Genomic DNA, 8361 nt, shown 5'->3' on the forward strand with positions numbered 1-8361 from the left:
TCCGGAAGCCTTCGTCGTGCTGCGTTCGGGTCACAGCCTTGCCGACGGCGAACTCAAGACGTTCTGCCGCGCCAGCCTTGCCCACTTCAAGGTGCCGACGTCGTTTCATGTCGTCGCTGAACTGCCGAAGACCGCGACCGGCAAGATCCAGAAGTTCGTGCTGCGCGGCAAACGCGCGGCGATCGCGACGCAGTAGCGATTCCGAACCGTTGCCGGGCGCTGCTGTGTTCAGGCCCGGCATGCGCCTGAACCGACAGGAGTCGAACGTCTGTTGCTGTGCGGCTCCAGGGCGCAGCTTGCTTCGAGCAAGGGTTCGACTCTTGCTCGAAGCAGATCCGGCAGCGCCGACCAGCAGGAGTTGTAATCGGAGACCGGCCGCGCCAATAGCGGCAGGCCAGAATCCTGCTGACTGCTGCGAGCGACCTGCCCGTTCTGCGTCAGCATGGCCGGGCTCAGCCGATCAGGCCGGACGGCAGCAAGGACAACACGGCCTGCAGCAGCGCGCTTTTATGCTGTATCAGCAGGCCCGCCATCAGCGTGACGATACCGAGCTTCAGCGCGAGGGTGATCGCGGGGCTGTCGACGACTGGATCGCTTTGAGCGGCAGACAACACAAGGCGCGGGCTGTTGCGGCGAACCGTGCCGGCGCTGCTGACCACGCCACGGCGGGCCTCGTCGAAGTACAACTGGCGATGCTGGGCGACGTTGCGGTTGACCAGACGGCGGCGGCGGGCTTCTTCGCGTTGCTGTTGCAGGTTCATCGACGTACTCCAATGACGCCCAGGGCCAGTCCTTCGATCACCAGTTCCTGCTCGCGCAGGTCGAGGACGATCGGCTGGTAGGCCGGGTCGGTGTTTTCAGGAATCAGGCTGACGATGTGGCCCTCGCGCCGGAAGCGCTTGACCGTTGCTTCATCGCCGATGCGAGCGACGACGATCTGGCCGTTCATCGCGTTCTGGGCGCGCTTCACGGCGAGCAGATCACCATCGAGAATGCCGGCGTCGCGCATCGAGTGGCCCTTGATCCGCAGTAGGAAATCCGGCGCCGGCTCGAACAGGTTCGCAGCCAGATCACGATGATCATCCAGATTCTCGACTGCGAGGATTGGCAGACCCGCCGCGACACGACCGACGACCGGAACTTTCAGCATCTCGACCCGGCGTTCGCGATGCTGAGCCGCGAGGCGAATGCCGCGCGCCTGGCCAGTCACTTCCAGATGGCCTTTCTCGGCCAAGGTGCGCAGATACTGTTCGGCGGAGTTCGCAGAACGCAGACCGAAAGCGGCGGCGATTTCAGCGCGCGTGGGCGCACCACCGTTATCGGCGATGTGCTTGCGAATGAAGTCGAGTACCTGAGTCTGTCTTGCAGTAAGATCAGTCATTGTTGAGGCGTCCTTGATATGTATATTTATACAAGTCATTGCCTGAGCCTGTAAAGCGCCGTTCGTCGGCGTTTTACCAATTCATATCAGCGCCGTTCGTCGGCGTTTTTTATGGGTGACCGTTTTTGCCACTCGTTCAACGCGCCATCAATGGAAGTTGCGCGACACGACCGGCATATCGGCGATCCAGTCGCTGATATCGCGAAAGCGCCTGGCGACGATATGCGTGACGTCATCGACCTTCTGCAGTTCGCCGGTGACGATCAGCAGGCGACTGCCGAGCACCACGGCGCGCTGAGAGTCGAAGCTCTTTTTCCAAACCACCAGGTTGTGGCAGCCGGTCTCGTCTTCCAAGGTCATGAACAGCACACCTTTGGCGGTCTGCGGTCGCTGACGGTTCAGCACCAAGCCCGCGATTCGCACGCTCTGCCGGTGCGCGAACATGGCCATATCGGCCGAGGTGCGCACGCCGAGCTTCGCCAATCTGGGCCGCAGCAGCGCCAGGGGATGACGCCGCAGGGTCAGGCCGATGCTCTGGTAGTCGGCCAGCACCTCTTCCGCTTCATGCGGCGTTCGCAGGGCGACGTCGCTTTCCAGCGACGCATGACCCGCCAGCATCGCCGGCAGGTCTTCGATGCCCTGCACTCGCCAGTGCACGGCATGACGATGGCCGCCCAAAGTGCGCAGCGCATCGGCCTTGGCCAGGAAGCGACGAGTGGCAACATCAAGCGCGGCGCGGCGCACCAGATCTTCGATGTTGACGAAAGGCGATTGCCGGCGCGCAGCCATGATGCACGTCGCCATGTCCTCGTTCAGACCATCGACCAGACGCAGGCCGAGCCGGATCGCGCCATGCTTGGTGCCGTTGTCTGCATGCGTGCAGTTCCAGTCGCTGTTCCTCACATCGACCCCGCGCACTTCAACCCCTGCCCGCCTCGCTTCACGGATCAGCTGCGCCGGCCCGTAGAAGCCCATCGGCTGGCTGTTGATCAGCCCGGCGAAGAACGCCGCCGGGTGATGACGCTTGATCCAGGACGAGACATAGGCAAGCAGCGCGAAGCTCGCCGAATGCGACTCCGGAAACCCGTAGCTGCCGAAGCCCTTGATCATCTCGAAGATCTGTTCGGCGAAGTCTTCTTTGTAACCGTTCTTCGCCATGCCATCGAGCAACCGCTGGCGCAACGGCATCAGGCTGCCATCTCTGCCCCAGGCGGCCATTGAGCGACGCAGTTGATCCGCTTCGCCCTGAGAAAAACCGGCGGCAACTACTGCGATCTCGATGACCTGTTCCTGGAATAGCGGTACACCCAGCGTGCGGCTGAGCACATTCTCCAACGCATCGCTCGGATAGATAGCCGGCTCCAGACCATTCCGCCGCTTCAGATAGGGATGAACCATGCCGCCCTGGATCGGCCCCGGCCGGACGATCGCGATCTGGATCACCAGATCGTAGAAATTCTTCGGCTTCAGCCGCGGCAGCATGCTCATCTGCGCGCGTGATTCGATCTGGAACACGCCAACGGTATCGGCCGCCTGGATCATCGCGTAGGTCTTTTCATCATTGCGCGGAATGCTGGCGATCGAATGCCGCACACCGATCTGCCGTTCGACGAACTCGAACATCCGTCGGATCGCGCTGAGCATGCCGAGCGCCAGGCAATCGACCTTCAGCAAGCCCAGCGCTTCGAGATCGTCCTTCTCCCATTGGATGATCGTGCGGTCCGGCATCGCCGCATTCTCGACCGGCACCAGTTCGTGCAGCGGATGCTCGGAAATGACGAAGCCGCCGACATGCTGGGACAGATGTCGCGGTGTGCCGACCAGTGCCCGCACCAGCGCAAGCCAGCGCGCGACGATCGGCGCTTCAGGATCGAAACCCTGTTCGCGCAGGCGATCCGGCAGCGTTTCGGGTGCATCCCACCAGGCCAGCGAACTCGACAGGCGATCGATCTCGTCGGCAGCGATGCCGAGCGCGCGGCCACAATCGCGAATCGCCGACTTGCGGCGATAGCGGATCACCGTCGCCGCCAGCGCGGCGCGGTCACGGCCGTACTTGTTGTAGATGTACTGCATCACCAGTTCGCGGCGCTGATGCTCGAAATCGACATCGATATCCGGCGGCTCGTTGCGCTCCCTGGACAGGAAACGTCCGAACAGCAGGTGCTGCTCGGCCGGATTGACGCTGGTGATGCCGAGCACGTAGCAGACCGCCGAATTCGCCGCCGATCCGCGGCCCTGGCAGAGGATTTCCGGCGTCTGCGCACGCGCCCAGCGGACGATGTCGTGCACGGTCAGGAAAAAAGCTTCGTAACGAAGCTCGATGATCAGTTCCAACTCCATCTCGATGGTCTTGCGCACCGAGGCTGGCTCACCTTCTGGCCAGCGATCGCGCAGGCCCTGTTCAGTCAGCACACGCAACCAACTGCTGCGCGTGTGGCCATCCGGCACCAGTTCGTGTGGATATTCGTAGTTCAGCCCGGCCATCGTGAAGCTGCAGCGCCCGGCAATCGCGGCGGCTTCGGCCAGCAATGCGTCCGGATACAGCTGCTGCAGTTCAGCGATCGGCCGCAGATGCCGCTCACTGTTCGGGAACAGCCGCGTACCGCAGTCTTCCAAGGCCAGGCTGTGACGGATCGCGGTCATCGTGTCCTGCAGCAAGCGCGCTTCGCGAACATGCATGTGGACATCGCCGGCCGCTGTGCAGCGCAAGCCGAGATGACAGCCAAGACTCAGCAAGCGGTTCAGTTGCGCGCGGTCGTCGCCATAGCGATGCAGTTCAACGGCGATCCAGGCGCGCGCGCCGAAAGTGGTAGCGATGAACGCGCCCTGTGCTTCGGCGATGGCGTCGTCATCCGGCGGCAGCCATAGCGCGAACACCTGATCGAGATCGTGCAGATCGTCGCGAGTCAGGAAGTAGTCGCCCTTGTCCGCCGCGCGGCGGCCCGTGGTGATCAGCCGGCAGATTTCGCTGTAAGCGCGATGGCAAGGCGCGAGCAATACGAAACGCAGGCCGTCATCGAGCTGGAACTCGCTGCCGACGATCAGCTTGAAGTCATGCTTCTTCGCCGCGACGTAAGCGCGCACCATGCCGGCCATCGAGCATTCGTCGGTGATCGCCAGCGCCGTGTAGCCCTGCGCTTTTGCGGCTTCGACCAGCTGATCCGGTGACGAAGCGCCGCGCAGAAAGCTGTAGTGCGAGACGCAATGCAGTTCGGCGTAGGCCATGGCGCGGCTTGTCCGATCAGGCCCAATCAGGCCCGATCAAGCCCAGATACCCTGCAGGAACCAGGCGCTGGTCAGGCGATCCTGGAACACCCAGAAACGGCCGCCGTGCAGATCGGCGTGGTAGTAGTCGCGCAGCACATCGCCGCCATCCCACCAGCCACCTTCGAGCCGCTCGGCCGCGGCGAGCGCTTTCGGTGTCGTCGACAAGGGCTTCGGCGGATCGATCAGCCAGATCGGTCTCGGTGGCGCCGTCACCCGTGCAACTTCCGCAGGCGGTGCGTCACAGGCACGCGTACGCCAGGAACGTTCCGGCCGGTGATCGGCGATCAGACCGAGCGAAGTCACCGCTTCGGCACCGAGCCGCGCGACCAGCTTCTCGACCAACTGGCTCCAGGCCTCGTCATCGCCGCGCGTGGCATCGAACAGGTCGCGCTGGCCGGTCGCCGGTTCGATGAACTGCTCGGCGTTGAGTCGCAGGCTGCGCACCGGTGCCGGCAACGGCGTGCAGCTCAGCTGCTCGCGCAGCACGCGCAGCAGCCGTTCGGGATCGCGGGCCGAAGTCGCCAGCCGCAGATCGAGCACGGTGTCCGCCTGCAGCCGACCACCGCTGGCGCGACCGTGAAGCAGGGTCAATCGGAACACCTGCAAACCGGTATCGCGGGCCTTGAGGAAATTCCCGAGTTCGCGGGTCATCCGCTGCAGCGGGAACAGCAGACCTTCCGTGTACTCGACTTCGCCGAGCAGATCGATCCGGCGCTGGAACTTCGCCGGTGGCCGCCAGCGCGGCCGCACGTCCGGCCGGCGGCCGAGCAGGCGGTCCAGAAAGGTGACCAGTTGCGCGCCATGACGCTTGCCGAGCGCAGCGGCCGGCAGCGCCAGCAACTCGCCGATCCGGCTCAGGCCGATTGCTTTCAGCGCTTCCAAGGTGCGCGGCGTCAGCATCAGCGAGGCCAGCGGCAGCGCATCGAGTACCGCTGGCAGTTGTTCGCGCTCGATCACCGGCTCAGCCAGCCCGATGCGGGCGAACAGCGCCGCCGCTTCCAGGGTCGGTGCCACGGCGAGGCTGCCGACATGGCCGGTCTCGGCGAAGCCGGCATCGAGATGTGCGAGCAGCGCTTCGAGCCCGCCATACAGCTTCAGGCTGGCGCCGATCTCGACCCACAGCAGCGCACAGGGCAGCCCGAAATCGAGTTCGCTTTCGGTGATTTCCCAGACCAGTTCGGAGCCATAACGCCAGGCCCAGGCGGCCAGCGCCTGCATCGTTTCGCGCTCGGCGCGCGGTTTGCGCTCGGCGGCACGAAGATCCGGGTGCAGCACCTGCACGGTGCCCCAGTCAGTGCCCGGCGCGATGCGATCAGCCGCCCCGGCGATCACCCAGCGGCGTGCGCCCCGACGCCCGGTGACGACCTGAGAGGCAGATGCGTCACCGAGCGCTTCCAGCGAAAACTGTGGCAGATGCAGGCAAAGCCAGAGCATGGCGATCAGCCGTTCGCAGCCAGTGCCGGCAGCAGCACATCAACCGCCGCCGGCGTGCCGCCGCGACATTTGAAGATGTCGATGCGCAGGCCACCCGGCCGCGCAGTGAGCTTCAGCCTCAGCGCGGCCGGCGAAAATTCTGCCGCTGCGCGCGGCTCGCGGAACAGCAAGGCGGTGGTCTTGCCGGTTTCGGCGGCGAGCTGGAAACGTTTCAACTCGACCGCGCCGAGCCGCCCCGGCCAGGCCAGCACCGCACCGCAGGAACCGGCACGGAGAATCTGCTCGGTCGCCCACAGGCCGCCGTCCTCGGACTGCGGCCGCACCAGCAGCAGGCGGCTGAGCACGATGCCGGCCTGGGCCAGCGCCGGCGCGAACGGCAGATGCGGCGGATCGACCATCGCCACGCGGCCGCCGGCCTGAGTCAGCCGGGCGATCCACGGCAGTACCAGCTGCATCTCGCCGATGCCCTGGGCTTCCGGAAACAGCTCGGTCAGCGCGCCCACCGGCCAGCCGCCGCCCGGCAACCGGCGATCCAGTTCGGCATGGCCGCTGGGTTCGGCGGTGACCCGGGCGAAGTCGCCGCCGCGCCAGACATCAGGCCGCGCCAGCACTTCGCTCAAGGACGGCGCCGGGGCCGTCATGAAACGCTCCGGCAGACGCCAGGCGTCCGCAGAAAAGCATTCAAGCAATTGATTTCAATGAATGAAATTTCTGGATGAGAGAACATCGGAATCTGCCGAAGACGACTGTATATGTATATTTATACAGTTTCCAAAGCAATTCCGCATCTGCCGTTTGGCGTCTCGCCGATCGCGCCTTGATCACTCGTGAACCACCGGGCGAAGACGAAAGCGGTCACATTGAGCGATCATCCTGCTGAACAAGATTTTGAATTCGTCATCGCTGACGAAACACCCGGAACACCTCTCAGGAATGACTCTCAAGAACATGAAAGTGCTGATGCTCGGCGCCGGCGCCACCGGTGGCTATTTCGGTGGACGGATGCTGGAAGCGGGACGCGATGTCAGCTTTCTGGTGCGCGAACACCGCGCCGCCCAATTGCGCGGCAATGGTCTGGTGGTGCGTAGCCCGCAGGGCGATCTGCGCCTGAAGCCGCGGGTGCTGATCGGCGGCCACATTCACGAAAGCTTCGATCTGGTGATCCTCGCCTGCAAGGCCTATGACCTTGAAGCAGCGATGACCGCAATCGCGCCGGCTGTCGGCCCGAAAACGGCGGTGCTGCCGCTGCTCAACGGCCTGCGCCATTTCGAGCTGCTCGATGAGCGTTTCGGCGCCGACCAGGTGCTGCGCGGGCTGTGTTCGATTGCCGTGCGGCTCGACAAGGACGGCGCGATCGAGCACATGTCGGAGATGCACGCGCTGCGGTTCGGCGAAGCCGATGATCGCCGCACGCCCAGAGTCGAAGCGATCGAAGCGCTGATGCAGGGCTGCAAGTTCGATGGCCGCGCCAGCTTCAGCATCCAGCAGGCGGTCTGGGAGAAGTGGGTGATGCTGGCCAGCCTCGCCGGCATGACCTGTCTGATGCACGCCAATGTCGGCCAGATCGTCGTGGCGCCGGAAGGCCGGCAACTGATGCTCGACACCATCGACGAATGCGCAGCCATTGCCGCCGCTCACGGCTACGCGCCGCGTCAGCATGTGCTCGACGGCACGCGGACGATCCTGACCGAACCCGGTTCGCGGGCAAAAGCGTCGATGCTTCGCGACCTCGAACAGGGCGGCAAGGTCGAGGCTGATCACATCCTCGGCGACCTGATCGCACGCGGCGCGAAACATGGCATTGCTGCTCCCTTGCTGCGAGCCGCGCACGCCAGCCTGAAGATCCACGAGGCGACATTGAAAAAGCCGGCACGCCAGAAAGTCTGAGCGATCCGGCTTGCCTTCAGACGTAGCGGTAGTGCACGCGGTTGGTCAGGCCGCAGAACAGCTCATAAGATAAAGTGCCGGCCCAGGTCGCGACTTCCTCGGCCGGCAGGCCCGGTCCCCACAAGGTCACGGCATCGCCGACCGCCGCCTGCGGCAAGCTGCGCAGATCGACGGTGATCATGTCCATCGACACCCGGCCGATGATCGGCACGCGCTGATCGTGGATCAGCACCGGTGCGCCGGTCGGCAGGATGCGGTGCACGCCATCGGCATAGCCAACCGCGACGACACCGACCCGCATCGCTTCCGGGCAGACGTAGGTGCCGCCGTAACCGACCGTGTCACCGGCCGGTACTTCGTGGACCGCGATCAAGCGGCTGGCAACGGTCATC

The 8361-nt window shown here is 64.4% G+C and carries 7 protein-coding genes and 1 pseudogene; 2 read left to right on the forward strand and 6 right to left on the reverse strand.

From position 1 onward, the window contains the following. Nucleotides 1-196, forward strand: a pseudogene (locus tag Q0D45_RS14215) (o-succinylbenzoate--CoA ligase); the annotation flags it as partial. A gap of 256 nt (nucleotides 197-452) precedes the next feature. On the opposite strand, the gene Q0D45_RS14220 reads toward Q0D45_RS14215, so the two are convergent. The 5 genes from Q0D45_RS14220 to imuA all read right to left on the reverse strand — a co-directional run bounded on the left by Q0D45_RS14220 (nucleotide 453) and on the right by imuA (nucleotide 6723). Next, nucleotides 453-761 carry a hypothetical protein gene (locus Q0D45_RS14220; protein WP_293393955.1) on the reverse strand — a complete coding sequence of 103 codons (309 nt, stop codon included), beginning with the start codon at nucleotides 759-761 and terminating at the stop codon, nucleotides 453-455. Continuing rightward, on the reverse strand, nucleotides 758-1381 hold the full coding sequence (lexA, locus tag Q0D45_RS14225) for a transcriptional repressor LexA (RefSeq protein WP_028475081.1): 624 nt from the start codon (nucleotides 1379-1381) through the stop codon (nucleotides 758-760). Before lexA ends, Q0D45_RS14220 begins: the two co-directional genes overlap by 4 nt. A 147-nt stretch (nucleotides 1382-1528) precedes the next feature. Beyond that, nucleotides 1529-4606, reverse strand: coding sequence for an error-prone DNA polymerase (locus Q0D45_RS14230; protein WP_293393958.1), 3078 nt, complete (start codon nucleotides 4604-4606; stop codon nucleotides 1529-1531). 36 nt (nucleotides 4607-4642) lie between these two features. Next, nucleotides 4643-6082 carry a DNA polymerase Y family protein gene (locus Q0D45_RS14235; RefSeq protein ID WP_293393960.1) on the reverse strand — a complete coding sequence of 480 codons (1440 nt, stop codon included), beginning with the start codon at nucleotides 6080-6082 and terminating at the stop codon, nucleotides 4643-4645. 5 nt (nucleotides 6083-6087) lie between these two features. Next, nucleotides 6088-6723 carry a translesion DNA synthesis-associated protein ImuA gene (imuA, locus tag Q0D45_RS14240; protein WP_293393962.1) on the reverse strand — a complete coding sequence of 212 codons (636 nt, stop codon included), beginning with the start codon at nucleotides 6721-6723 and terminating at the stop codon, nucleotides 6088-6090. 292 nt (nucleotides 6724-7015) lie between these two features. Between imuA and panE the strand changes: the two genes are divergently transcribed. Next, nucleotides 7016-7969 (forward strand): 2-dehydropantoate 2-reductase, encoded by a 954-nt coding sequence (panE, locus tag Q0D45_RS14245; RefSeq protein ID WP_293393964.1) that lies wholly within the window; start codon nucleotides 7016-7018, stop codon nucleotides 7967-7969. Between the two features lie 16 nt (nucleotides 7970-7985). Here panE and Q0D45_RS14250 read toward each other — a convergent pair. Then, on the reverse strand, nucleotides 7986-8361 hold a 376-nt coding region (locus Q0D45_RS14250), incomplete at its 5' end, for an alanine racemase C-terminal domain-containing protein (RefSeq protein WP_293393966.1).

The sequence above is a fragment of the Nevskia sp. genome (assembly GCF_023266035.1).
Taxonomy (GTDB): domain Bacteria; phylum Pseudomonadota; class Gammaproteobacteria; order Nevskiales; family Nevskiaceae; genus Nevskia.